Consider the following 24,385-nt stretch of genomic DNA (forward strand, 5'->3'; position numbering starts at 1 on the left):
CGAAGTAGTACTGCCTCTGCACCTATCGGTAGGTGCAGAGGCAGTACTACTTACGGAAAGCGTCCAGGCCCTCGGTCGCCATCCGCACCATGTGATCGGCCAGCCCTGCGGTGCGGGTCACCTTGGCGGGCCAGTACGCGATCGAGAAGATCATGCCCAGGCAGGACTGGGTTGCCACCGAAACCTCCGCCGGCGACGCGGCGGGGATCGACCGCGTCACCGCGGCCTCCCACCCCTGGACGTACTGCTTGCGCCGGCGGTTGATCGCCTTCCGCCACGGATCGACCAGCGACCGGTCCTCCCGCTGGCTGACGTTCACGAGATGGCGGTGCCGGGCAGCGTAGAGAGCGTGGTGGCGGATCATCCGCTGGAGATCGAGATCCGCGTCCTCGTGCACCGGTTCGGTGGCGCCGATCAACTCGTCCATCGCCTCGTCGAACAGGGTGGCCAGAATCTCGTCCTTGCCGGAGAAATGGCGGTAGATGGCAGGACCGCTCAGACCGGCGCGGGAGCCCAATTCATCGACACTCGTTCCGTGAAAGCCTTTTTCGTAGAACAGCTCTGCGGCGGTGTCGAGGATCTTCCTGTTCCGGTCCACAGTTGCATTCTAGCACTCGCTGTTAACGATCGTTATTATGGACCGATGACGTCACCAGCCGGAATCCCCTCATACCACCAGGTGGTTGCACTACCCCGCGAGTGCGGGCCCGTGCTCGTTCCGTCCGCCTACGAGGACGAGAACGGCCACATGAACATCCGCCACTATTTCGATCTCGAGGCGCAGGCGATCGCGGAAGTGTTCGATCGGATGGGCATAACCGACGACTACCGCACCACCCGTGACCAGGGATTCTTCACCGCGGAGCATCACATCCGCTACCACGCGGAAGTCCACGTCGGCGATCGCGTGTCGGTGCACGCGCGGATCGTGGAACGCTCCGACAAAGTCGTCCACGCCATGGCCTTCCTCGTCGACGACACCACCGAGCGCCTCGCCAGCACACTCGAGGTCACCGCGACCCACGTCGACCTCACCAGTCGCCGGGTCGTGTCCTTCGCGGACGACGTCGCCGACGCCGTCGACCGGGAACTCGCCCGCACCGACGTCGACTGGCCCGCCCCCGTGTGCGGTGCGATGGGCATCCGCGCCCGGGCAGCGGGATGACCGAGACGAGTCCTCCGGCCACCGCGCCACCGGACGGCGGCCTCATCGTTCGACGAGTCGCCGGTTGTGCGTCTCGGGACCGATTGCCGACCCGACACCGAACATGACACACAGGGCCGCGATCAGGCCGAACGTTCCGGCTTTGCCAACTCCGTCGTACACGTATCCGCTGACAACCGGTCCAAGCGCGGAGCCCACGACGAGTCCGACCGTGATCGCCGTCCCGGATCCGAGAGCCCGGATCCTCGTGGGATACAACTCCGGCAGATATGTCCAGAACGTTCCCGACAACATCTGCAGCGAGAACGCGAGGAAGAACGCACACACCAACGCCGCCCACGCCCAATCTGTCCACGCAATCGCCAGCGCCAAACCGATGTTCACCGCAGTGCAGGCGAATCCAACGTTGCGCCGCGGTAGCCGATGCGCCCCGACAACACCGAGCACACCTCCGAGTAGACCTCCGAGGTTGATCAGGGTCGACAGTCCTGCACTGGTGCCGGCGTCGAAGCCCAGCGATGTGAGTATCGTCGGCATGAAGATCGTCGAGACAGTGACTGCACCGAAAAGACTGATCACCAGCGCCCACGACACGAAGGTTCGTCGCCGCATCGACGCGTGGAACAGCTGCGCCGCCGACGACTTCTCCTCGGACACTCCCTCCCCTTCTGCTGAATCGAAGTACTCGAGGACCTCAACCGACTTGCCCGGCCGAAGTCGATCCTGGGAGATGAGCGTCAAGGTCCGATTCAGCTGCGTGTACTTACCGGCGCGGATCAAGTAGCGCGGAGATTCCGGAACGTACATCCGGACGAACACAGCGAGAAGCGCAGGAAATACCATCACTCCCAGCAGAATTCGCCACGCACCGGCCTCGGCGCCGACAACACCTGCGAGCGGCCCCAGGATGACGGCTCCGAGGCCCGCAGCGGCGAAGATCCCCACACCGCCGTGCGTCAGACTCATCGCGCCAGTTGCTGCACCGCGGCGTCTCGTCGGCATCAACTCCGCGACCACGGTGTATCCGAGAGCCATCTCACCGCCGAGTCCGATCCCGACGACGACACGCGCGATCAGAAGCCATTCGTAGGTCGGTGCCAGCGCACAGAACAGTGCGCCCATGGAATAGATGAGAATGTTCGCCGTGAAGATCATCTTCCTGCCGTAGCGGTCGGCGACCCGACCACACACGAGCGAGGAAAGTGCCATTGCCAGGAAGGTCGCCGTCGAGAGAAACCCGACCTGGGCGTTGGAGATGCCCCATTCGGCCATGATTCCCGGCGCGGCGAATCCGATGTTGTATTGCTCGATGATATTGAACAGTCCGCCCAGCGCGATGAGCCCGAGGATCTTGTAGTGAACGGACTTCATGCCGATACCATCCACTATCTCGGACAGCCTCGAATAGACCATATCGGCGGTATCGGCCTTCCCGCCTGTCAACTCGTCGTTGTGTGACAATCTTCGTCTCGATTCTGCTCGCTGAGGCTTGACGGAAAGGCGCCGCGTCTAGGGTGCGAATACCACCCGAAGGCTGCGCACCGAGCTCGGCTCGGGATCGAACCCGAGAGGCAACAGCCATGCCCGGTCGACGTCGGCTCGGCGAAGACTCGCAGCGACGACTGCCCGCTCGATCCGGCTCCGCGCCGCATCGTCCAGGACATCGCTCTCCCGGACCGCCCGACTGATGGCCGACGCCAGTTCCTCGGTCACCTGCCGCTGCTGCTCCCCCGTCACTGCGGCGTCCTCCGACACCCGCGCTGCGGCATCGAGTGCGCTCTCGAACGCCTCCGATGACGGCAGCGAGGAGGTGTCAGTCCGGATTTCCCGTCCGAGTGCAACCTGTTCGCGCAGCTGACGACGTGTCCGATCCCCGATCCAGTCCACACGGTCCTGGATGAAACGGACGAAGTCGGTGACGAGCCGGACCTGTTCGATCGCCTGGGCATCACCGCCGGCATCGACGACCGGGGTGATCACCTCGGTCAACGCTTTGACCGACGCGATCGCCGTGTTGGTCGTGTAATCCATGTCAGACCACCTTCTCGAGGAGTTGTCCCAGCTCGCGGGTCAGGACGGGGACAACACCCTCGAGCCGGGCGAGCAGTACATCCTGGTGCGAGCGGCCGAGTCGTGCCACGCGGTACGAGGTCGCCAGAGTTTTCACGATCGCGTAGTAGCTGCAGAAGACCGAATACCACGTGATGCGAGCGGGATCGACCGCCAGGCCGGATGCCTTCTCGTACTCCTCGAACAGGGCTTCCCTCGGCAACATCCCACTCGCCAGGAACGTCTTCCCGTCCTCGGCATAGTGACCGTAGAGAGGCTGGGTGCAGTACGCGAGATCCGCGTGCCGGTCGCCCAGGTACCCGAGTTCCCAGTCGAGCCAGGCCGTGATGGTCGCCGACTTCTCGTCGAAAAGGAAATTGCCGCTGCGGAAGTCGCCGTGGACGACACTGACACGCTCCGTCACCGGGAGATTCCGTTCGAGCCACCCGGCGGCGACATCCATCAACGGAACGTCCTCGCCGCGATCCTGCTCCCAGATCTGCCGCTCGAAGTTCAGCCTCCACAGCGCACTCTGACTGGTGCCGGCGTCGGGACGGACCAGCGCGTCCGACACGACGTCGGATACGTCCAGGGAATGGAGAGCGGCGAGGTGTTTCACGAATTGCGGTGCAAGCTTGGCCCGTAGTTCGGGACCGAAATTCGTTCCGAGGCCGGATACCTGCCCGGTCCGTGTGGTCTGCGGCTTCGTGACACCGTCGACGAAGTCGCACACCAGCGCCGGCTCGGGGAACTCGTCACCGTACGCATCGAGCCAACGGACCGCCGGTACCGGCAACACCCCGCTCGCCGCGGAGATGAGTTCCGCTTCGGTCTGTTTGAACGTCGCATTCAGCGTCTCGGGCGGATCCATCCGGAGCAGCATGCGGTCCGCGACCGCACCGCGGCCGGGATCGGACCAGTTCAACGTGAACGCCATCTGGATTTTCGACGCACCGCCTGTGAGCCACCGGGTTTCCGTGACCGTGAAGTCGCTCGCAACTCGCTTCTCCAGGAAACTCGTCAGCGCGCTCGTCAACTCCTCCGGGGTCGACCGAGACCAGGGCGGACCACTCCGTCGACGGAACTTCATGTCGAGTGCGATCTGACTGGCTGGATCCGTCGGGAATTCCTGCTTCCCAACGTCGATCATCGCTTCCGTCGGGTGGTCACTTCCTCTTTCCGAACCCACGGTCTCGACTGTCGTCGCCATCGCGCTCACCGACCCCTCGTTCCGGCAGCAAGTCGTCGTGCTGCTCTACCGTGCCGAGAGGTCCGCTCAGCCAGGTACTCGATCCCCCAGGTGTCGGCCATCAGGCCGTAACCGACTCTGCCGTCGAGCTCGTACCGCATCAGAGCCTGGAAGGTCACATAGGACGGGCTGAAGGTGTACCACGGCGCGCTGGCCACCGCCGATCCGTACACCTCGTAGGTCCGACCACGTTCGTCGGTCACCCGGATGCGATTGGATGTCGGAAGCAGGTCCACCTGGCTCCCCTCCATCTCCGCGCTGGTGATCCCGTGCACCTTGCCGGCCTCGTAGACGTATCCGAACCGCAACGGGCCGTAGCTCACCTCGTCGTCGTCATGATTCAGCGCCATCACGAGGTGGATGCCGAAGTTCTCGTCGAAGGGGATGTGCACGTACGAGATCGCGGCCTGGCCGAGTTCGGTTCGGGTGCCCCAGCTGCGGTCCATGCCGCCCATCGAGTCGATGGTGTACTTCTTTCCGCGCAGTTCGAGGGTGCCGGAGACGCGACCGAGGAAGTCGAGATGCCCACCTGCCCACGCATCACCGAGCCCGAGATCGGAATGCTCGGGATCCACCGACAGCAGAGGATTCTCGGATGGGTCGTTCGGGTCCCATGCCGGCATCGAGCCTTCGATCCGCATGTCCATCGAGCACACACCCGCCAGGCTCTCGTACTCGAAGTGGTAACCGGTCGGCGGTGCGTCGACCTCGACGGACAGTCCGTTCTCCAAGGAGAATTTCACCATCGAGTCCGGGCACGGCACGTGCATGTGCGGATCGGTGAAGTCGACGCTGAACGGATCGGAATTGTGGCCTTGGACCACATTGATCGACGAGATCGTCGCGCCTACGTTCGGTCTTGCCAGAACGTAGATGTTCCCGTAGATCCTCTCCTCCGGGATTGCGAACCAGAATCCGATCGTCTCGGCCCACCTCTTCTGCGCGGGGTCGTTGGGATGGAAGTCGGCATCTTCGGGCTTGATCATATTTCCTGCCTCGTGATTGAAAGTTCTCGGTGTCAGGACATTCGGAGCCGAGGGCGCTCACGCACCCCGGTAGATCGACTTGACGTTCTGGAAACTGCGGAGACCTTCGGGACCGAGTTCGCGGCCGAGGCCACTCGCCTTGACCCCGCCGAACGGCGCCCAGGGATCGTTCGAGTAAGCGTTGATACCCACCGTTCCGGTGCGTATTCGGCACGCAATCTCCTCACCGCGTGCGGGGTCGGAGGTCCACACGGACCCACCGAGTCCGTACACGGAGTCGTTCGCGATCGCGATGGCGTCGTCCTCGTCGCGGTACGGGATCACCGTCAGGATCGGTCCGAAGATCTCCTCCTGAGCGATGGTCGCGGAGTTGTCAACGCCGACGAACACAGTCGGTTCGACGAACCAGCCCGTGTCCAGATCACTCGGCCGTCCGCCACCGGCGGTTACCTCGAAGCCGTCGGCCCGGCCCTTCGCGATGTACCCCTCGACTCTGTCCCGTTGTCTCGCGGATACCAGCGGCCCGATGTGGGTGCTCGCGTCGAGAGGGTTCCCGATCTTCAGTGACTTGACCATGTCGGTCACGCTGTCGACCACTGCGGTGTAGTTCGACTCGGGCACCAGGATGCGGGTATTGAGCCAGCAGATCTGGCCGTTGTTGAGGAGTGTCGCCGAGAAGAAGGCCTCGGAGTGCTCGGACAGGTCTGCATCGTCCAGCACGATGGCGGCGGACTTGCCGCCGAGTTCGAGAGTCACCTGACGCAGGAGCCGTCCACAGGTCTCGGCGATCGATCGTCCGGCCGCGGTCGAACCGGTGAACGACACCTTGTCGACGCCCGGATGTGCGACCAGGTAGGCACCCACCTCACGTCCGGCCGGCACGATGTTCAGTACACCGGGAGGAAGACCGGCAGCGATCGCGGCCTCGGCCACCGAGAACGCGTCGAACACCGTTTCCTCGGCCGGCTTGAGAACGACCGTGCACCCGGCGGCGAGAGCGGGCGCGAGCTTGAGGAATGTGATCCCCTGGGGAACGTTCCACGGCACGATGGCCGCGACCACGCCGGTGGGGTCGTGGACGACGCGGGTGCTCCCTCCCGTCATGCCGGGGCGTACCTCGTCGGCGACGCCGCCTCTCATCAGGTCCGCGTAGTAGCGCACCAGAATCGCCGGGAAAACCGCCTCGATGCCGTGGGCGACAGTGGTGGGCATACCGTTCTGGATTGTCACCCGGCGCGCGGTCTCGTCGCCGCGTTTCTCGAGTTCGGTCGCGAAGGCGTCCAGGACTTCGCCGCGCCGCTCCGGCGACCAGGTACTCCACCCCTCGGGGTCGTCGAAGGCCCTCCGGGCGGCGGAGACAGCGGCGTCGATGTCCGCTTCCGTGCCCCGAGGCACCGACCCGATGTGCTGTTCGGACAGCGGTGACCGCACTGCGATCAGGTCGTCGCCCTGTGGCTGCGCCCAGGCACCGTCGATGTACAACGTGTCGTAGTGAATTTCTGTCACTGTCTTCGTTTTCCCTTCACGAATGGGCGGCTACACGAAGAGCCGCAGGTCCACGTCCGGGACGAGAACGGCCTTGATGACGTCACCACGGTGTTGCGCGGCGATTGCCTCGTTGATGCCCGACAAGGGAAATCTCGTGATCATCTTGTCGAACGGGAATCGGCCGGCCCGATAGTGCCCGATCAGTTCTGGGATGAACTCGGACGGATCACTGTCCCCTTCGACGATCCCCTTCACCGTCAGCCCCGTTTGCATCGTGCTGACGATGTTCAGCGGAAGGTCGACGGAGAAATCCGAAGGGACACCGACGAGACCGAGGACGGCGTTGCAGCCGACTGACGCGATGGCGCCGTTTATGACGTCGACGCGGCCGGTGGTGTCGAACACGTAGTCGGCGCCGTCGGGAACGATGCCACGGATCCGTTCGGCCAGGTCACCGTCGACGGTGGGGTCGATGGTGTGYGTCGCCCCCATCTCGGTCGCCATCGCCCGCCGTGCCTCGTGCGGTTCCACGACCATGATCGACGAACAGCCCTGAATACACGCCGCCATGACCGCTGCGAGGCCGACAGGTCCGGCGCCGAGGACCACCAGGCTCGACCCGGCGTGGCATCGCATCGACCGCATGACCGCGCCCGCCCCCGTCTGAAGCCCGCATCCGAGCGGACCCAGTTGCGCCAGGTCCAGGTCGGGATCGACGGCGACGACGTTCCGCGGATTGACCACGGCGTGTGTCGCGAAGGAGGACTGACCGAAGAAGTGGCTGTATACCGGTCCGGCCTCCGACTCGAGCACCCGGGACCCGTCGGGACGCGTCCCGATGTAGTTCTCGACGGCAAAGTCGCGACAGTAGGCGGGGTTGTCGGACTTGCAGGAAGTGCACCGTCCGCAACTCTTGAACGACAGTACGACGTGGTCGCCGGGCGCCACGGTCGCCACCTCGGCGCCGACAGCAGTCACGATTCCGCTGCCCTCGTGCCCGAGCACGATCGGATACGGAAGTCCGTAGATGCCGTCGCGTGCCGCAATGTCGGTGTGGCATATTCCGACACCGCGAATTTCGACGATGATCTCGTCCGGTCGAAGCTCCGCGAGGGATACTTGCTGGAACTGAAATTTCGAATGCGGCTCGCGTGCGAGCGCTGCGATGATGGTCATCTCGCTCCTGATTTCGGGACTATCGCCCTGTGATGCCGATCATACTATAGAACTATCGGACCAAAAAGAGAAATGTGGAAATCCCGGGTGAATCAGTACATCGTTGGCGCGAAATACTTTTCGGATAAAGGCCTGTCGGGAGCGAGGTTCGCGACACGACTTACACAGCGTCGGACGGCCTGAGATCACGAACACAAGACTCGATTTTGTCTGCTGCCCTGCGCATCTGGGTGACGACTCCCGATTCCAGGCCGGCCTGCAGTCGGGTTGTGGGCATCGCCACGACCAGAGCGCCGAGAGCCACACCCTCGCCGTTACGCAGGCAGACCGCGACGGAGGACAAGCCGACCTCGACCGTGTCGACCGCTGTCGCGTAACCCTTCTCGGCCACCGCTCGCAGTTCCCTCTGCAGCTGAGCGAACTCCGCCGGCGACAGCCGGGCGGCCGAGAGCGCATGGTCGGACCGATAGAGATCGGCGAGTGCAGTGTCGTCGAGTTGCGCGAGCAGCACCCGGCCGCCGGCCGACGTTCGTGCAGGCGGGACGTGACCCTGACGATTACCGACCCGGAGCAGCCGCTCCGACTCGACGGCTCCGATCACTCGCGACTCGACCCCGGTCCGCACGACCAGATTCACGGTCTCCCCTGTCAGAGAGGACAGTTCGTGCATCGAGTCGAGGCAGGCGTCGCGGAATGTCCGGGTCCAGGACGAACCGGTGGGCCCGACTCCCATCGACGGCCCTGGTAGGTACCGCCGTGATTCGTCCTGGACGACGAAGCCGTGGTAGACCAACATGGCCAGCAGTCGGTGGGCAGTCGATTCGGCCACGCCAATCTCTTCGGCGGCGTCCTTCAACCGGAGGCTGCCGTGGTCGCGGACTGCGTTCAGCAGCAGAAGCGCATTGTGCACGGACTCGATCATGTAAGTCGGCTTACTGATCGGCCTCGTCCTCATACCGGGATGATAGTCCGACTTCGCAGCATCCGAAAAGGGTCTCCAGCACGCCGCACCCGAGGTTCCGGCGGGTCGCTCAGACGCAGACAAGTCCGCGTGTCTCGGCCTGGAATCGCCCGAACTTCCGATTCAACTCGGACAGGTGCCGAGTACTCATGACGACCCCGTAGCCCTCCCGGCCCGCGCAGGTCCAGCGCATCAGGGCGTTGTGCACCATCGCGGTCGGCGCCGCGATCCAGGGCGCCCCGATGTGGGGCGTGGCCTGGAGTCGGAACTTCTTCCCGCGCACATCGGTGACCGTCATGTCGATGCCGGTACACACCATTCCGAGGTGCGTGCTGGTCATCTCCAGTTCGTCGGTGAGGCCGTAGACCTCGCCGTCGTCCAACACGTATCCGTGCGAGAGCTGGAAAGCGTTCGGGTTTGCCGCCTCGGGATTCCAGGGACAGATCATGTGGAAGGCGAGGTCTTCACCGAAGGTCGCCGACACGATGTGGTTCGGCTTTCCGGCCTTCATGGGGTCACGCGGTCCCCAACTCCGATCCATCCGCTCGATGGAATCCACGATGTACTCGCGGCCGCGAACGATCATCGTCCCGGTCGCACGCCCGGTGGCATCGCCGTGCCCGACGGACTTGTGCGCACCGACCTCCAGGTCGGCGTGGATGTCCGAGGCCGCGCCGGCCTGCGGGCTGTGCTTCGGATCGTGAATGTCGAACGGGTCCATGAGATTCACCCAGTCGACGTGGATCTCGGTGCCGTCGTCGGCGACGTAGTCKATGCGGAACTTGCGCGGTGCGTCCACCGCATCGATCGACAGTCCGATCGGCGAATCGATCCGCGTGAAGGATGCCGGCGCAGGGAGATGCGGATTCTCGTTGTAGTGCAACAGTTCCGCGCGGGTGTCGGTGAGCGAACCGCAGACCATGACCTGGTTCCACATCACCCCGAGACTGGGGCGCACATTCGTGTAGATCAGGGTGTAGAGATTCGCCTCCGGAATGACGATCGGAAACAGGATCGTCTCGACCCACAGATGGTCGGCCGCAGGGGGATTCTGGTACTCGAAGTGTTCGGCGCCAAATGCCATTGTTCTCATTCCTCAGTTCTGAGTGGTTGGTCTAGAGGGCTCGGGATCGTGCAGCCGCGCGCCGCGAAGATGCCGGCGATCACGGTGAGTGCGACGACGGCCATCGCGTAGAAGGCCGGGACAGTCGCTCCACCGAGCCCGGCGAGGGCGGCAAGGATGATGGGGGTGGGACCGGCGAAGAGGGTCGTCGACATCTGCCAGCCGAGAGACAGGCCCGTGTACCGGGTGTCGGTCCCGAACATCTCGGTCAGCAGGGGTGTCACTGCGGCGATGTTCGCGGCCACCACGGGGGTCACGACCACCATCGCGGCGACCGCGAGCGCGAGTACACCGCTCGAGAGCATCACGAGGGACGGATAGATCAGCACGATCAACGTGGCCGACGAGACGAGGAGTTGCGGTATCCGTCCCACTCGATCGGACATCCGCGCAAAGGGGAGCACTGCAACGCAATACGCCACCAGTCCGACGAACGTGATCAACTGGGCGTCGGCGGCGGAGAAATCCGTGAACTCCTTCAGCGCGGACGGCATGTAGATGAAGTACAGGGCCATCATGCACGAGTTGGTCGCCGCGATACCGATGCCGATGAGAACCGAGCGGTAGTCCCGTCTCAGCGTCGTGAGCAGCGGCGACTTCTGCACGCGCCCCTCCCGGGAAAGAGCGGTGAATGCCGGGGTCTCCTCGAGCCGGAAGCGGATGTACAGACCGATCAGCCCCAGCGGCAGTGACAGCAGCAAGGGCAGCCGCCACCCCCACGCCGCCATCGACTCGGCTGACAGCGTCCTGGTCAGCACCATCGCCGTTCCCGATCCGAACAACATCGCCCCGCCGACGGTCAGCGAGATGAATCCGACGAAGAACCCGCGCCGCGAAGGCGGCGCGAACTCGGCGATGAGTGATGTCGCTCCACCGTATTCGCCGCCCGCGGAGATTCCCTGCACGAGTCGAAGCGTCATCAGGAGAATCGGTGCGGCGACACCGATCTGGTAKTACGTGGGCAGCAGCCCGATGCCCGCCGTGGCGAGGGTCATGAGAATGATGACGACGGAGAGGACAGTCCGCCTGCCGTACTTGTCCCCCAGCGGCGCGAAGATCACCGCACCGAGGGGGCGTGCCACGAAGCTGGCGGCAAAGGCACCGAAGGTCAACAGCAGGCTGACGAACGAGTTCCCGGTGGGGAAAAAGGCTTGCGCGATGTAGGTCGCCACGTAGCCGTAGATGACGAAATCGTAGTACTCGACAAAGGTTCCGAAACTAGCGGCGGAGATCGCGCGCCGACGCACGGCTGTCGAGACCGTACTGTCGGGGGCGGTGGTGATCACCTCGGATGACATGTTTTCTCCTGATCCATGAGGCAGACGCTGCGTTGGCTAGTGCGCGAGAGGCGTGGCGGCGGTGTCGCCGAGCAGAGAGCGGAGCGGCGGGACCTTATGCGGGTCCGGATCGACACCCTGAGGGAGGAACCACGACCGCTGCAACTCGACGAGTGGTCGTGAGTGTTCGAGCACGATGCGGCTGACCTCGGCGCCCGTGGCCGGGTCAGTGGTTCGCGCCGATCGGATGATCCCGGCAATCGCACGCGTCAACTCGTCCGTGGCCCGGTCGAGTTGTCCGTACTCGGGAACGGCGAGCCGATCGGTGCGGCGCGCATTCTCGAGTGCGTCCGCGAGCAGTGATCGGGCAGTGCGATCGACCTTCTCGTAGCCGCTGAGCCGTTCTGCGAGAGCGAGATATGTTCGGAACTCGTACTGCTTCCGCGGATACTCGTGGTGTGCGCGGTCGCGATAGAAGTCGAGGACGCCGGCGATGACCCTCACCTGCTCTGCGGCCAGCGAGTTCGATTCGCCCAGCGCCGGTGTCACCGTCATGCGGAGGGAGCGGGCGGCAGCGTCGAACGTGTTCGCGGACTTGTTCGCCATCACAAAACCTCCTCGAGATCCTGGCCGAGTTGATGGGCCATCAGGTATCCGGTCGCCTCGAGTCCTGTCAGTAGAACGTCCTGGTGGGTCTTCCCCAGCTTCGAGACGCGGTAGGCCGAGCCCAGCGCGGTGACGACGGACTGGTATTCGTTCAGAATCCGGTAGAACGTCAGTTTGTCCGGATCGACGGTCAGGCCGGATGCCTGCTCGTACATCTCGAAGAAAACGGCGGTCGGCAGCAGTCCGGTCGCGAGGAATTCGGAACCGTCCTCGGACGGATGGCCGAACGGGTACAGCGTCGCCCACGCCAGGTCGCGGTGGCGGTCGCCGAGGAAACTGCGCTCCCAGTCGAGAATGGCCGTGACGGATCCGGTGTTCTCGTCGAACAGGAAGTTTCCGCCGCGGTAGTCGCCGTGGACGAGACTGACACGGTCGAGAACAGGCAGGTTGTCCTCCAGCCAACCCGCCGCCACATCGAGCAGCGGAAAGTCTTCGCCGCGGTCCTCCTCCCATACCCGCCTCGCCCGATTCAATTGCCACAGTGCGCTCTCGGTAGTGGCAACGGCGGGCTTCTCGTAGTGATCCAGCTTTGCCGCCGTCACGTCGAATGTGTGAATGCGTGCCAGAAGATCGACGAACTGCGGTGCCAAGACTTCTCGGAGTTCGGGACCGAAGTTGATCCCGATGCCGGCGATCCGGCTCTGGGCGCGGCTGGGCTTCGCGGATCCGTGCACCCACGTATAGACGAGCGCCGGCTCCGGGAACCACCTGGCGTCCTCGTCGACCCACCGGACCGTCGGAACGGGAACCGTTCCGGCGAGGGCGTTGATCACCTCGAATTCCCGCATCCGGCTGGTGGCGTTCAGTGACTCGGGCGGCTCCATGCGCAAGACCAGATCCTCGGTCACCTCACCGGCTACGGAGTCGTCGTAGCGCAGCGTGAAACCCATCTGAATTTTCGACGCCCCACCTGTCAGCCACCGCGCGTTTCGGACCTCGAACCGCGAAGACGGCAGTACTTCCCTCAGCATGTTCTCGAGCGCCGCGGTGAGAAGGTCGAGATCGAGGCTGCGATAACCCTCCCCCGCCCGCCGCTCCATCTTGCGGGTCAACATCCGATCGTATTCGGTTTCGGTGGGGAACCGCGCGCGAATCCCCTCTATGACGTCGGGCGTGGGCTCGTCTCGATCGGAGTCTGCGATCAGTCCGGGTATCTGCCGATCCCGTTGGATGGTTGCACTCATGATTTCCTCATCACGCTCATGGCGGGACACGCCGTGACCGGAGCGCTACAGCACGGCTCTCCGGGAGTTTGGGCTTGCGAGTCGGGTGGTCGTCATCTCGACGACCCGAACACTAATGTGACCGGGCGCACACGTACAGAAGGTTCTGCTGTGCAGAGGATGGGGACGCGACAACCAGAAATCGGACGGATATTGCAGACCTTGCTCCGATATCACTGCAGGTCACTGCATTATTCACCGTCGCTCTTGAAAACGCTCGTTATCAGCGCTACCTTCGTCATAAGGTAAGACCAAAAGAACTTCGCGGGGCTCACGTCCCGCGGGCAACACGAAAGGACCAACAGGTCGATGAGTGACTTCACGAGTGACTTCACGGATGTGACGTACGAGGTCGAGAACGGACTCGCCTGGATCACGATCAACCGGCCCGACCGGTACAACGCGTTCCGTGCGCGGACTGTCGACGAGTTGGTGAAGTCGTTCAAGAAGGCGTGGGGCAGCTCCGAGGTCGGCGCGATCGCTCTCACCGGCGCCGGCGAGAAGGCGTTCTGCTCGGGTGGCGACCAGAAGCAGCGGATGGAGACCGGTGACTACGGCCCGTCCGACAGCGGACTGTTCGAGGTCGAGGCACTCCACCGCGTCCTCCGGGACGTCCCCAAGCCCGTGATCGCCGCGGTCAACGGTGTCGCGGTCGGTGGCGGTCACGTGCTGCACCTGCTGTGCGATCTGTCCATCGCCGCCGAGCACGCAATCTTCGGGCAGAACGGCCCGCGCGTCGGGTCGTTCGACGCCGGACTCGGCACCGGCTACCTGGCGCGGGCAATCGGCGAGAAGCGCGCACGGGAGATCTGGTTCCTGTGCCGCCGCTACAGCGCCGAGCAGGCCCTCGACTGGGGCCTGGTCAACAAGGTGGTGCCCGGTGACCAGTTGCGGGCGGAGGTCCGGGCCTGGGCGGACGAAATCCTGCAGCTGTCGCCGACGTCGCTGAAGGTACTCAAGCAGTCCCTCAATGCCGACACCGAGCACTTCATCGCGCAGGGCAACATGGCCTACTCGACGCTCAAGCTGTTCGGTGAGTCCGCCGAGGCGATCGAGGGTATCAGCGCGTTCAACGAGAAGCGCAAGCCCGACTTCTCCAAGTTTCGCGGGGCCTGACAGATCCGGGAGGCGGGGCGTACGCGCCCCGCCTCCCGCCGGCCGCGTCGACCCGAACCCCCTCACGCGAGAGAGCAGCCGCCGCTATGCGTTTCACTAGAGAGCAACAAGAGTTCGCGGTCGCCGTCCGCGAGTTCTGCGCCGCCGAATGCAAGACCCTCCAGCAACGCGACCTGCTGACCGAGGGCGGCACACTGGCGAACAGCCCCGTCATTCTCGACAAGTTCGCCGGCCTCGGCTGGCTCGCCGTGTCGCTGCCGGAGGAGTAYGGAGGTGGCGGCGCCGGAATGGTCGAGGAGTGCATCTTCCTCGAGGAGTCTGCACGCGGCCTCGCCCCCATCACCGCCTACTCCACCGGTCTCACCGCCGCCCAGACGTACTTGCGCTACGGCACCGAGGAACAGAAGCGCACGATCGTCGGCAACATGGCGTCCGGCAAGCTCGAGGCGATCGCCCTCAGCGAGCCCGGTGCGGGTTCCGACCTCGGTGGTGTCCGGATCAAAGCGGAACTGGTCGACGACCACTACGTCATCAACGGGCAGAAGACCTGGATCTCCGCGGCCCATATCGCCGAGCACATCCTCCTCCTCGCCCGGACCGACACGACCGGTAGCAAACACCAGGGCCTGACCCTGTTCATGGTGCCGACCGACACACCCGGCCTCGAGATCCACGAGATCAAGACCATGGAGGCCCGGACCTGCAACGACCTGTACTTCACCGACGTCGCGGTTCCGGCGAGCGCTGTCGTCGGTACTCCGAACCAGGCGTGGCGTCACCTCATGCGGGGGCTCAGTGTCGAGCGCCTCATCATCGCGACGATGGCACTCGGCGGAGCACAGCGATCGCTCGACGACGTGATCGCCTTCGTCACCGAGCGTGAGCAGTTCGGTCACAAGATCAGCAGTTTCCAGGCCATCCGTCACCGCATCGCGGATCTCGCCACGGAGATCGCCTTCGCGAAGTCGTTCGTGTACGAGGTGGCCGAGCGGATCGATGCCGGCGAGGAAGACAACCTCAACCGCGAGGGGTCGATGGCTAAGCTGAAATGTACCGAGATCGCGAAGAAGACCGCACTCGAGGCGATGCAGATGATGGGTGGCTACGGCTACACCCGCGAATACGGCATGGAGGAACAGGTTCGCCGCTCCCTGGCTCCGCCGATCTACGGCGGCACCAACGAGATTCAGCGCGAGATCATCAGTAAGAGCCTGGGCCTGTAGCCCAAGTTCCCGACCATAGGACCACCGCATGACCACTTCTCCCTTCGCGTCCGACGCCCTCGCGGGCAAGCGCGTGCTCATCACCGGCGGCGGCACCGGCCTCGGCCGCGGCGTCGCCCGGCACCTCGTCGACCACGGCGCCGAAGTCCACCTGTGGGGCCGGCGGCCCGCCGTCCTCGAAGAAGCCGCGGCGGAAGCGTCGGTCTCCCGACCCGGCTCGGTCCACTGGCAGACCGTCGACGTCCGCAACGCCGACCTGGTGTCGTCGGCGATGGACGAGATCTGGACGCTGCACGGCCCGCTCACGGGCGTGATCAACAACGCCGCAGCCAACTTCATCGCCCCCACCGAATCGCTCAGCCCACGCGCCTTCGAGGCCGTCACCTCCACCGTGATGAACGGATCCTTCAACACCACCCACGCCGCGGGCCGCCGCTGGATCGACGGCGGCACCAAGGGCGTCGTCCTGTCCACCCTCACCACCTGGGTCTGGAGCGGCTCCGCGTTCGTCGTCCCGTCCGCGATGGCAAAAGCCGCCGTGCACTCGATGACGATGTCACTCGCCGTCGAATGGGCCCGCTACGGCATCCGCCTCAACGCGCTGGCCCCGGGTCCGATCCCGACCGACTACGCGTGGGAGATGCTCAACCCGACCGAAAAGAGTGCCGTCGGCGCGACCCAGGCCGACCAGGTACCGATGGGCCGGATGGGCACGATGGAAGAACTCGCCAACCTCACCATCTTCCTGCTGTCGGACGCCTGCGACTACCTCACCGGCCAGACCATCGCCATGGACGGCGGCCAGATGCTCGCCGGCCCCGGCACTTTCGCCGGACTGACATCGATGACCAACGAGGACTGGGCCACCGCCCGGGAGAAGAGCAAGGCCGCCAGCGAAGCCGCAAAAGCGCAGCGCGGAGTCTGACCCCCACATACGAGGCCTGCCTGCCGGTGACGACACAGTCCCGGCCGGCAGGCCTTCGCCATGTGCCACGCATTTCGCATCGCACCAGCTGTCCAGGAGAGACATGAGCATCGAGAACACCACCGCGCTGCCGTCGTCGAAACCGGCGTCGAAGCGCTGTTCCGGGTAGCTCCCGTCACGGGCGACGCGGCCCATGGCAGAACCCACATGCCGACCGGACCGTGGCTGTCCGACCACCGCGGACTGCCGTGCCGCGGCGCACTCGGCGTCCTGATAGACGACGTGACCGGCTACCCGATCACCGCATGTTGTCAGGACGGACAATGGGCCGTCACGACGGAACTTCACCTCGACTTCACCCGCAGCCCCGCCCTCGACGGCTCGATCCTGCGGGCGGACAGCACTGTCGTCGCCGTCAACGGGGACGGCGGCGTAGCGACCGGTCGGATCCTCGACGAGAGCGGACAGATCGTGGCCCTCGGGAGCGCCCGACTGCGATTCATCGCCGCGGCGGCGCCTTCGGGATCCGTGCCCGACGACGTCCGCGCACGGGCGACCGCCACGTCGATCGTCGAACTACTCGGCGCCCATCACCGACGGGACAACGCCGCCGCAGGGCTGGAACTGGAAGCCGCGGAGGCGCTCTGCAATCCGCTCGGCAATATCCACAGCGGTATCCTCCTGTGCGCTTCCGAGATCGCCGGCCACTCCGCGGTAGCACCGCACACGGAATTCCAGACGACGTCGATCGCAATGGCATTCGTGCGGCCGTGCCCCGGCACCGAGCCGATCACCTTCGCACCCCGGGTGATCTACCGTGGCCGCAGCTTCGCCGTCGTCCAGGTCGTCGCGCGCAATCGATCCGGAAAAACCTGCACCACAGCGACGGTCACGTGCCATCGGACGTGATCTCGACATGCACGAGGCGGTCGGTACGTCGAGGTCCACTCGCGTACCGACCGCCTCACCCGCGTCGTCACACTACCGACGGTGCCAACCCTGCCGCCCGGTGCGCGGCGTCGAGGAAGGAGCGCACGAGTGCCCCGTCGCGGTAGTACTCGTCGCCGACTCCGGCGACGGCCCGCCGACGTCCATACTCGTACAGTACCGCCAGTTTCCACAGGGCCAGAGCCGTGTACCAGTTCAGGTTCGACAGGTCGGCGCCGGTGGCGGCCGCATACCGCTGAGCCAGTTCGTCGCGGGTGGGATACCCCTCCTCGAGCACGGCCACACCCAGGTCCTCGGTCGGCGTGCGCTGTTCCCCCGCGACGGGATACGACGTGAGGAAGTAGCCAAGATCGAACAGGGGGTCGCCGATCGTCGCGAGCTCCCAGTCCAGCACCGCGGCAATACGTCCCGGGGAGTCGGGGGCGAGGATGACGTTTCCGATGCGGTAGTCGTTGTGAATGATCGCCGCACCGGATTCGGCGGGCACGTGGGCGCCGAGCCATGCGTCGATGTCCGCGAACTCCGGCGGCGGCGTCCCGTCCTCGGCTGCCACCAACCTGCCCATGCGGCGCAGGTGACGTTCGTTGAATCCGTCCGGGCGGCCGAGATCACCCAGTCCGGCGGCCTGCCAGTCCACCGCGTGCAGCGCTGCGAGGGTGTCGATGAGTGCCTCACCGATCCGGCGACGATCCGCGGGCACGCTGAGCGCCGGCGGTGTCTTGATGGTGACCACCGGACCGGCAACGTAGTCCATCACGTAGAACGGAACGTCGAGCACGTCGCCGGTCTGGCCGACGGCGAGGACGTCCGCCACGGGCACGCCACTGCCCGCGAGGCCGCCGACGAGGCGCGCCTCCCGCAGCATGTCGTGGGCGCCCGGCGGAACCGGGGGAGGCGGCGGTCGGCGGACGATCACCTGACGGACCCCGTCTGACACGAGGAACGTCAGGTTGGAATGTCCGTCGCCGATCCGGGCGGTCGTGAGCGGGCCCTCGGTGATCCCGCGCTCGCGCAGGAACGTCTCCAGCGCACCGAGCGTGTCGGGCGTCCATTCCCAGGTCATGCGCTCGCCTCCATCCGTGTCGTCATTCGTTAATTCCTACTGCCCGGTGAAGCGCGGCGCCCGCTTCTCCTTGAACGCCGCGAGCGCCTCCGGCATGTCGGCGCACCGGGTCAGCAGCGCCTGTCCCCGGTTCTCCAGCTCGAGCGCCGCCGCGTACGACGTCACTTCCTGGTTCCGTTGTAGAGCACGCTTCGACATCCGGACGCCACCCGGGGAGTTCGACGCGATCGCCTCGGCCACCGCGACGGCCTCGTCGAACAGGTCCTCGCTCGGCACCACCCGGTTCGCCAGCCCGATTCGGGCGGCTTCCTCCGCGTCGACGAAGCGTGCGGTGTACGCGATCTCCGCGGCGCGGCCCGGTCCGACGAGCCGGGTGAGCTTCCACGATGTGCCCAGCTCCCCCACGGACAGGCCGACTTTGACGAACGCCGCGTTGAACTTCGCGGTCGGCGCCACGAGGCGGATGTCGGCGGCGAGTGCGAGTGCCATCCCGCCACCCGCAGCAGCACCGTGAATCGCCGCGATCACGGGGAACGGCAGGTGGTACAGCGCTGCCAACCCACCGGTCGCGGTCTCCTGGAACCGCAGGAACTCGCGCACACCCATTTCGGTGATGACGTGAATCTCGTCCAGATCGAACCCGGCACAGAACACCCGGTCGCCCGCGCCTCGGATGATCAGGGCCCGCGCGTCGGTATCGCGCAACGCGTACGCGACGGTGTTGAACTCTTCGAACATCTTCACGGTCATCGAGTTCATCCGGTCGGGCCGATTGATCGTGAGGACGGCGATCTTGCCGTCGAGCACATCGAGGGTGAGGGTGTCCAACTGGGGCGGCTCGTAATCGCTCAGCACCGCCGTATTCTCCCGCACTTCGGTCTGCGTCATCTGGCTCACCTTCCCGTGAACTTCGGGCTGCGCTTCTCTTTGAACGCGGCCAGCGCCTCGGGCATGTCGTCGCCGCGAGTGAGCAGCGCCTGACCGCGGTTCTCGAGTTCGAGCGCCGCCGCGTAGGAGGACACTTCCATGTTCGCGTGGAGTGCACGCTTGGACAGCTGGACTCCGGCAGGTGAATTCGCGCTGATCAGGCGGGCCATCGCGAGCGCCTCGTCGAGCAGCGACTCGGCGGGCACGACCGCGTTGAGCAGTCCGAGGGACTCCGCCTCGACGGCTTCGATGAAGCGGCCGGTGTAGGCGAACTCGGCGGCCCGCGCCGGACCGATGAGCCGGGGCAGGTGCCACGACGCCCCCAAGTCGCCGGCCGACAGTCCGATCCGCACGAACGCCGCGTTGAACCGCGCGGCAGGCGATCCGATCCGGATATCGGCGGCGAGAGACAGGGACAGCCCGCCACCGGCGGCCGCACCGTTGACGGCCGCGATCACCGGGACCCGGATGCTGCGGATCGCCGAAAGTGCCCGTGCGGCCAGTTCCTGCTGGTCGAGCATGCCCATCGGTGTCATCGACGACAGTTCGTCGGCATCGTCGAGGTCGAAGCCACCGCAGAAGGCCTTGCCGGCACCGGTCAGGATCACGACGCGCAGGTCATGCTCGTGGTCCAGTTGCAGCGCGACCTTCTCCAGTTCGACGAACATGGTGTTCGTCATCGAGTTCATCCGTTCGGGACGATTCAACGTCACGACGGCGATGCCGGGTTCCGGCCGCTCGAGCGTGAACGTCTCCCATGTCGTGGGCTCGGTCACGAGTGCACTCCTTCTCAGTTCGGCGACCCCAGGTGGTCGCCACACGTTTCGTGGTGGTCCGGACGTCAACGGCCCGGCGGGTCAGGTCTCTGCTGCGGCCTCGCGCACCGCCCCCGAGCGCAGCCAGTCGGCGCTGCGGCCCGGGTCGATTCCCCAGTCGGTCAGGATCTCGGTGGTGTGTTCCCCCGGCATCGGCGGACGGCGGTCCACGGTGGCCGCCGTCCGGCTGAATCGGGGCGCCGGCGCCGGTTGGACGAGACCGTCGACGTCGACAAATGCATTTCTGGCGACGTGGTGCGGGTGCGACGGCGCCTCGTCGACCTCGAGGACGGGCGATATGCAGGGTGTGAGTCCCTCTCCCGCCTCGAGCCATTCCGTGAGTGTGCGGCCGCGCACGGCGTCGGCGAAGACCTTCTTCATCTGAGGCCATTGCGAGCGGTCGTTCTGGTCCGGCAGGTCGTCGGGCAGTTCCAGCAACGCGACCAGGTCGGCGTAGAAGTGCGGTTCCATCGCACCGACGGCCAGCCACTTTCCGTCCGCGGTCTCGTAGGCGTCGTAGTAGGGCGCACCGCTGTCAACGATGTTCGTGCCGCGTTCGCCCCACACCCCGGTCTGCGCAAACCCGAAGAACGGCGTCGCGAGGAGTGCGGCGCCCTCGACCATCGACGCGTCGACCACCTGTCCGCGTCCCGAGCGTTGCCTCTCGAACAGCGCCGACAGGACGCCCATCGCGAGAAGCATTCCTCCGCCGCCGAAGTCGCCGATGAGGCTGAGCGGCGGGGTGGGCGGTTGGCCGTTGCGCCCGATCAGCGACAGGGCACCGCTCAGCGCCACGTAGTTGATGTCGTGGCCGACGTGCTGAGCGAGTGGGCCGTCCTGACCGAAACCGGTCATGCGGCCGTAGATCAGCTGAGCGTTGCGTTGCGCGCAGTCATCCGGTCCGATGCCGAGCCGCTCGGCGACCCCGGGGCGGAAGCCCTCGATCAGGACGTCGGCGTCCGCGACGAGCGAGAGCACCACGGCGGCGCCGTCGGGATGCTTGAGGTCGACGGCGAGCGAGCGACGTCCGCGGTGCAGCAGTTCCGTGCGGAAGTCGGCGTTCGGCCCCACCAGCCCCGAACCCGTGGCGCGATCCACGCGAATCACGTCCGCGCCGAGATCGGCAAGGAGCATGGCGCAGAACGGACCCGGTCCGATCGAACCGATTTCGATCACCTTCATGCCCGACAGCGGCCCGGTGAACGAGCGTTTCGAGTCGTCCCGCATCATCTACCCACCTCCTGCCGGTCTTTGGTCCGATAAAAATATCTTGAACCGCCACGTGGAGGAATCCCTGACAGTGCCCCACCGTCGCACATGGGCATGTGCACTGACGACCGACATGGCGTTCAGGAGAAGCGCGGGGCGCGCTTCTCCAGGAAGGCGGTGATGCCCTCCTTGGCCTCTCCGTTCTCGAACAGATCTTGTTCCTGGGCCACCTCGAACCGGAAGCCCTCCTCGAGTGGCGTGTCGAACGACGCGTCTACCGTGCGGATGACGGCGCGCTGCGCGGCCAGCGACATCGTGCACAGCTCGGCCGCGAGCGCCAGAGCGGCATCCGTTGCGGTGCCGGCGTCGACGAGCCGGTCGATCAGGCCGATCGCGTGCGCCTCGGCGGCGAGGACCTGACGGGCACTGAGCATGATGTCGAGGGCACGACCGCGGCCCACGAGGCGCGGAAGGCGCTGCGTTCCACCGGCTCCGGGAATCAGTCCCAGCTTCACCTCGGGCAGCCCGAACTTCGCGTCCGCTCCGCCGACCCGAAGGGTGCAGGCCATGGCGAGTTCGAGGCCGCCCCCGAGCGCAAGGCCGTCCACCGCGGCGATCGTGATGCGATCGGCCGACGCGAGCCGGTCGAGGGCCCCACGGAGTCGATCGCCGTACGCAGTGAAGGACCCCGCGTCCACGGACGACATGTGCTTGATGTCGGCGCCGGCCGCGAAGAAGCCCGGAATGTCGGAGCGGATGACGATCACCTTCACCGAGCCGTCGGCATCCGCCGCGTCGAGCGCGGCGTTCAGCCCGTCGATGATCGGCAGCCCGAGCGCGTTCGCCGGCCTGCGCTGGAGCGTGATCGTCATGACGCCGGCATCGACGTCGCTCCATGCGACTGCGGGCGTTGCGGTTTCCGACATGCACACCATCCTTTTCGGTCCAATCCCACGTGAGCGGCAAAGTGTGCGTCGGCACACCGTGGCACTCACGTGAGGTATTGACCCAACCATACTAATTATCGGACCGAAATGGAAGATCAGGGGCGGCGTGGAAACTTCTCGAACTCCGGCCGCCGCTTGGCCTTGTACGCCTCCCGGCCTTCCTTCGCCTCGTCTGTCGAGTAGAAGAGCAGGTTCGCATCGTGGGCGAGCTGCTGGATGCCCGCCATGCCGTCCTCGGCCGCATTGAAACTCGCCTTCATGAGGCGGAGCGCGAACGGTGAGAGCTCGAGCATCTCGCGGCACCACTGCACCGTTTCCCGTTCGAGGTCGGCAAGGGGGACAACGGTATTGACCAAGCCCATCTCACGCGCCTGCTGCGCGTCGTACTGCCGGCACAGGAACCAGATCTCCTTGGCCTTCTTCACCCCGACCAGTTCGGCGAGCAACCCCGCGCCGTAGCCGCCGTCGAACGACCCGACCTTCGGGCCGACCTGACCGAACCGGGCGTTGTCCGCAGCGATGGAGAGGTCGCAGACCAGGTGCAGGATGTGCCCGCCGCCGATCGCGTAGCCGGCGACCATGGCGACCACGGGCTTCGGCAGGCGCCGGATCTGGATCTGCAGATCGGTGACATGGAACCGGCCGACGCTTCCCGCCTTGCCCGGTTCGGTGAGGTAGCCGGTGTCGCCGCGCACCCGCTGGTCGCCACCCGAGCAGAACGCGTCCGGCCCCTCACCCGTCAGCACGATGACGCCGACCGAAGAGTCCTCGCGGGCGTCGACCAGCGCCTCGGAGATCTCCATCAGTGTCTGTGGCCGGAACGCGTTGCGCACCTCCGGACGGCAGATCGTGATCTTCGCGATCCCGTCGCCGCTGTGTTCGTATCGGATGTCCTCGAACTCACCGACTGCCGTCCAGGATACGAAATCCGTTGTATCACCATTGTTCGTCATGTAGCGATCATAGGCACAACCGATAACGATCGTTACCGACTGAGCCCGCGAATGCCGAAGGTGCGGCCCGGAAACCGAGCCGCACCTTCCGAATGGATGTGCCCGTCAGGACATCGTCAGGCCACCGCTGACCGACAGGGTCTGGCCGGTGACGAATTCGGCCGCGTCGGACGCGAAGAACGCCACCGCGGCACCGATGTCCTCTGCCTTCCCGAGGCGCTTCATCGGCACGGCGCGGGTCATGCCTCCGATCACCTTGTCGGCCTCCTGGCCCGAGCTGTCGGCGAACTTGCGGAGCGCGGGAGTGTCTGTGGGGCCGGGGCACACCGTGTTCGCGGTGACACCCTTGGTTGCGACCTCACGGGCGAGGGTCTTGGTGAAGGCGATGATGCCGCCCTTGGCCCCCGAATAAACGGCCTCGAGCGACGAGCCGACGCGGCCCGCGTCCGAACCGATGTTGATGACACGTCCCCAGCCGCGCTCGACCATCCCCGGGACGGTCGCCTGGATCACGCGCAGCTGGCCCTTGAAGTTGATGTCGAGGATCCGGTCCCAGAACGCCTCGTCGGTCTTCAGGAACGGCATGAAGTCGTCCCAGCCTGCATTGTTCACGACGATCTCGACGGGGCCGAACTGCTCGGCGACCTGCTTCACCGCCGCCTGCACCGACGCGGTGTCGGTGACGTCGACGGGGACGGCGATCGCCTGGCCGCCGGCGTCGCGGATGCCGGCCGCGGTTTCCTCGGCGACCTCCAGGTTGAGGTCGGCCACCGCGACGCGGAAGCCCGCTGCCCCGAGGGCGTCGGAGATGCCCTTGCCGATGCCCTGTGCACCGCCGGTTACGAATGCGACTCGATTACTCATGTTCTTCTCCGTCTTGTGGTGTTCGTGGTGGA

At 65.4% G+C, this 24,385-nt stretch carries 24 protein-coding genes; 5 read left to right on the forward strand and 19 right to left on the reverse strand.

The features are described 5' to 3' along the window. Positions 1-46: 46 nt before the first annotated feature. Positions 47-598, reverse strand: a complete 552-nt coding sequence (locus AC1D1G_RS03640; protein WP_064080329.1) for a TetR/AcrR family transcriptional regulator — start codon at positions 596-598, stop codon at positions 47-49. 45 nt (positions 599-643) lie between these two features. Between AC1D1G_RS03640 and AC1D1G_RS03645 the strand changes: the two genes are divergently transcribed. After that, a complete protein-coding gene (locus AC1D1G_RS03645) occupies positions 644-1,165 on the forward strand; it encodes a thioesterase family protein (RefSeq protein ID WP_477951214.1) in 522 nt (173 codons plus the stop codon). Positions 1,166-1,207: 42 nt separating this feature from the next. Here AC1D1G_RS03645 and AC1D1G_RS03650 read toward each other — a convergent pair whose 3' ends face one another. The 11 genes from AC1D1G_RS03650 to AC1D1G_RS03700 form a co-directional block, all read right to left on the reverse strand. Further along, positions 1,208-2,536, reverse strand: a complete 1,329-nt coding sequence (locus AC1D1G_RS03650; protein ID WP_317569078.1) for an MFS transporter — start codon at positions 2,534-2,536, stop codon at positions 1,208-1,210. 138 nt (positions 2,537-2,674) lie between these two features. Then, positions 2,675-3,196, reverse strand: a complete 522-nt coding sequence (locus tag AC1D1G_RS03655) for a hypothetical protein (RefSeq protein WP_054245972.1) — start codon at positions 3,194-3,196, stop codon at positions 2,675-2,677. A 1-nt stretch (position 3,197) separates the two neighbouring features. Continuing rightward, the gene (locus AC1D1G_RS03660) at positions 3,198-4,364 is read right to left on the reverse strand and encodes a phosphotransferase family protein (protein ID WP_477951217.1); all 1,167 of its coding nucleotides are present in this window, start codon (positions 4,362-4,364) and stop codon (positions 3,198-3,200) included. Positions 4,365-4,429: 65 nt separating this feature from the next. Further along, a complete protein-coding gene (locus tag AC1D1G_RS03665) occupies positions 4,430-5,449 on the reverse strand; it encodes a DUF7064 domain-containing protein (protein WP_477951219.1) in 1,020 nt (339 codons plus the stop codon). A gap of 57 nt (positions 5,450-5,506) precedes the next feature. Then, a complete protein-coding gene (locus AC1D1G_RS03670; RefSeq protein ID WP_477951221.1) occupies positions 5,507-6,955 on the reverse strand; it encodes an aldehyde dehydrogenase in 1,449 nt (482 codons plus the stop codon). 30 nt (positions 6,956-6,985) lie between these two features. Continuing rightward, positions 6,986-8,113 (reverse strand): NAD(P)-dependent alcohol dehydrogenase, encoded by a 1,128-nt coding sequence (locus tag AC1D1G_RS03675; protein WP_477951223.1) that lies wholly within the window; start codon positions 8,111-8,113, stop codon positions 6,986-6,988. Between the two features lie 160 nt (positions 8,114-8,273). Continuing rightward, complete coding sequence (locus AC1D1G_RS03680; RefSeq protein WP_477951225.1) at positions 8,274-9,035, reverse strand: IclR family transcriptional regulator; 762 nt, start codon at positions 9,033-9,035, stop codon at positions 8,274-8,276. Between the two features lie 109 nt (positions 9,036-9,144). Then, a complete protein-coding gene (locus AC1D1G_RS03685; RefSeq protein WP_477951227.1) occupies positions 9,145-10,158 on the reverse strand; it encodes a DUF7064 domain-containing protein in 1,014 nt (337 codons plus the stop codon). A gap of 5 nt (positions 10,159-10,163) precedes the next feature. Next, positions 10,164-11,495: an MFS transporter gene (locus tag AC1D1G_RS03690; RefSeq protein ID WP_477951229.1), complete on the reverse strand. Its 1,332-nt coding sequence runs from the start codon at positions 11,493-11,495 to the stop codon at positions 10,164-10,166. A 36-nt stretch (positions 11,496-11,531) separates the two neighbouring features. Further along, entirely contained in the window at positions 11,532-12,080 is a 549-nt protein-coding gene (locus AC1D1G_RS03695; protein ID WP_477951231.1) for a hypothetical protein, read from the reverse strand. Next, a complete protein-coding gene (locus tag AC1D1G_RS03700; RefSeq protein WP_477951233.1) occupies positions 12,080-13,324 on the reverse strand; it encodes a phosphotransferase family protein in 1,245 nt (414 codons plus the stop codon). Before AC1D1G_RS03700 ends, AC1D1G_RS03695 begins: the two co-directional genes overlap by 1 nt. Positions 13,325-13,672: 348 nt before the next feature. Between AC1D1G_RS03700 and AC1D1G_RS03705 the strand changes: the two genes are divergently transcribed. The 4 genes from AC1D1G_RS03705 to AC1D1G_RS03720 all read left to right on the forward strand — a co-directional run bounded on the left by AC1D1G_RS03705 (position 13,673) and on the right by AC1D1G_RS03720 (position 17,536). Then, entirely contained in the window at positions 13,673-14,479 is an 807-nt protein-coding gene (locus tag AC1D1G_RS03705) for an enoyl-CoA hydratase-related protein (protein ID WP_317569090.1), read from the forward strand. Between the two features lie 86 nt (positions 14,480-14,565). After that, positions 14,566-15,702, forward strand: a complete 1,137-nt coding sequence (locus AC1D1G_RS03710; protein WP_317569091.1) for an acyl-CoA dehydrogenase family protein — start codon at positions 14,566-14,568, stop codon at positions 15,700-15,702. Positions 15,703-15,730: 28 nt separating this feature from the next. Continuing rightward, positions 15,731-16,627: an SDR family oxidoreductase gene (locus tag AC1D1G_RS03715; protein ID WP_477951235.1), complete on the forward strand. Its 897-nt coding sequence runs from the start codon at positions 15,731-15,733 to the stop codon at positions 16,625-16,627. Between the two features lie 60 nt (positions 16,628-16,687). Then, positions 16,688-17,536 (forward strand): PaaI family thioesterase, encoded by an 849-nt coding sequence (locus tag AC1D1G_RS03720; protein WP_477951237.1) that lies wholly within the window; start codon positions 16,688-16,690, stop codon positions 17,534-17,536. Positions 17,537-17,603: 67 nt separating this feature from the next. On the opposite strand, the gene AC1D1G_RS03725 is transcribed toward AC1D1G_RS03720, so the two are convergent. The 7 genes from AC1D1G_RS03725 to AC1D1G_RS03755 form a co-directional block, all read right to left on the reverse strand. Beyond that, positions 17,604-18,638 carry a phosphotransferase family protein gene (locus AC1D1G_RS03725; protein WP_477951239.1) on the reverse strand — a complete coding sequence of 345 codons (1,035 nt, stop codon included), beginning with the start codon at positions 18,636-18,638 and terminating at the stop codon, positions 17,604-17,606. 36 nt (positions 18,639-18,674) lie between these two features. After that, positions 18,675-19,526 carry an enoyl-CoA hydratase/isomerase family protein gene (locus AC1D1G_RS03730; RefSeq protein WP_317569100.1) on the reverse strand — a complete coding sequence of 284 codons (852 nt, stop codon included), beginning with the start codon at positions 19,524-19,526 and terminating at the stop codon, positions 18,675-18,677. A 5-nt stretch (positions 19,527-19,531) separates the two neighbouring features. After that, positions 19,532-20,341, reverse strand: coding sequence for an enoyl-CoA hydratase/isomerase family protein (locus AC1D1G_RS03735; RefSeq protein ID WP_005250880.1), 810 nt, complete (start codon positions 20,339-20,341; stop codon positions 19,532-19,534). 81 nt (positions 20,342-20,422) lie between these two features. After that, positions 20,423-21,610 (reverse strand): CaiB/BaiF CoA transferase family protein, encoded by a 1,188-nt coding sequence (locus AC1D1G_RS03740; protein WP_317569101.1) that lies wholly within the window; start codon positions 21,608-21,610, stop codon positions 20,423-20,425. A 119-nt stretch (positions 21,611-21,729) separates the two neighbouring features. Then, entirely contained in the window at positions 21,730-22,515 is a 786-nt protein-coding gene (locus AC1D1G_RS03745; RefSeq protein WP_477951242.1) for an enoyl-CoA hydratase-related protein, read from the reverse strand. Positions 22,516-22,631: 116 nt separating this feature from the next. After that, positions 22,632-23,489 carry a 1,4-dihydroxy-2-naphthoyl-CoA synthase gene (gene menB / locus AC1D1G_RS03750; protein WP_477951244.1) on the reverse strand — a complete coding sequence of 286 codons (858 nt, stop codon included), beginning with the start codon at positions 23,487-23,489 and terminating at the stop codon, positions 22,632-22,634. 105 nt (positions 23,490-23,594) lie between these two features. Next, entirely contained in the window at positions 23,595-24,353 is a 759-nt protein-coding gene (locus AC1D1G_RS03755; protein ID WP_005250876.1) for an SDR family NAD(P)-dependent oxidoreductase, read from the reverse strand. Positions 24,354-24,385 lie beyond the last annotated feature (32 nt).

Source organism: Rhodococcus sp. P3_B8 (assembly GCF_056402775.1).